The 1,299-nt window shown below is 68.7% G+C and carries 1 protein-coding gene; it reads left to right on the top strand.

The features are described from left to right. Window positions 1-228 precede the first annotated feature (228 nt). On the top strand, window positions 229-1,266 hold the full coding sequence (locus M8C13_RS44245; protein WP_252486854.1) for an IS30 family transposase: 1,038 nt from the start codon (window positions 229-231) through the stop codon (window positions 1,264-1,266). The last annotated feature ends 33 nt before the right edge of the window (window positions 1,267-1,299 follow it).

Genomic DNA, 1,299 nt, shown 5'->3' on the forward strand with positions numbered 1-1,299 from the left:
CTTGGGTTCTAGGGGTCGTTGCAACACCTGAGTTGTTCAGGGGTTGCAGTGTTCGAGATCCGCAAGGACCGCTCGCCACAGGGACGCAAGAAGTTGCTCGCAGAACGTGAGCAATACCTTGATCTTGTGGCGAAGGGTGTGAGTAGCCGGGAGGCCTGCCGGGTCGTCGGCATCAACTACCGGACCGGCAAGAGATGGCGTAACGGCAGGAAGCAGTCCGCGCAGAACCTGGCTGTGCCACCGATCACGTCGGTGGCACAGCCAGGTGAGCCCTCCCGGTATCTGCGTGAGGACGAGCGTGTCCACATCGCCGACCGGCAGCGGGAGAAGGCCACGCTCCGGCAGATCGCGGCCGAGCTGGGCCGCCACCCCTCGACAATCAGCCGGGAGCTGCGGCGCAACGCCCATCCTGGGACCGGCGACTACCGTCCCCATGCCGCTCAGGCACGAGCGAAGGCGCGGCGGCCGCGCCCGAAGACCGGCAAGATCGCCGCGAACCCCGCGCTGCGCCGGGCCATCCAGGACGGCGTGGACCGCAAGTGGAGCCCGGAGCAGATCGTGCGACGCTTGCGCCGGGACTTCCCCGACCGGCCGGAGATGCACGTGGCCCACGAGACGATCTACCAGGCCCTCTACGTCCAAGGCCGGGGCGAGTTGCGGCGTGAGCTCACCCGGGCGCTGCGCACCGGCCGCGCGATGCGCCGCCCGCGCCGCCGCGCCGACCAGCGCACGCCCCGGATGGCCGCCCCGATGGTCATGATCAGCGAGCGTCCCGCCGAGGCCGCCGACCGGGCGGTGCCCGGTCATTGGGAAGGCGACCTGATCATCGGTAAGGACAACAAGTCCGCCATCGGCACCCTGGTCGAGCGCGCCACCCGTTACGTGCTGCTGGTGCACCTGCCGCTGGGGCGCACCCCGGACCGGGTCCGCGACGCTCTCATCGACACCATGACCCGCTTGCCCGCGCACCTGCGCCGGTCGCTGACCTGGGACCAGGGCAGCGAAATGCACCGCCACCACGAGTTCAGCCTGGCCACCGACATCCCGGTCTACTTCTGCGACCCACACGCACCCTGGCAACGCGGCAGCAACGAAAACACCAACGGCCTGCTGCGCCAGTACTTCCCCAAAAGCACCGACCTGGCCGCTCACAGCCGCGAATACCTCGACAAGGTCGCCGTCGAACTCAACGGTCGCCCCCGCAAAACGCTCGGCTGGGACACCCCAGCCGAGCGCCTCGCTAAGCTCCTGGCCGAGGCCAGTTGACCCACTGTGTTGCAACGACCCCTGGAATCCGCC

It is taken from the genome of Crossiella sp. SN42 (assembly GCF_023897065.1).
Classification (GTDB): Bacteria; Actinomycetota; Actinomycetes; order Mycobacteriales; family Pseudonocardiaceae; genus Crossiella.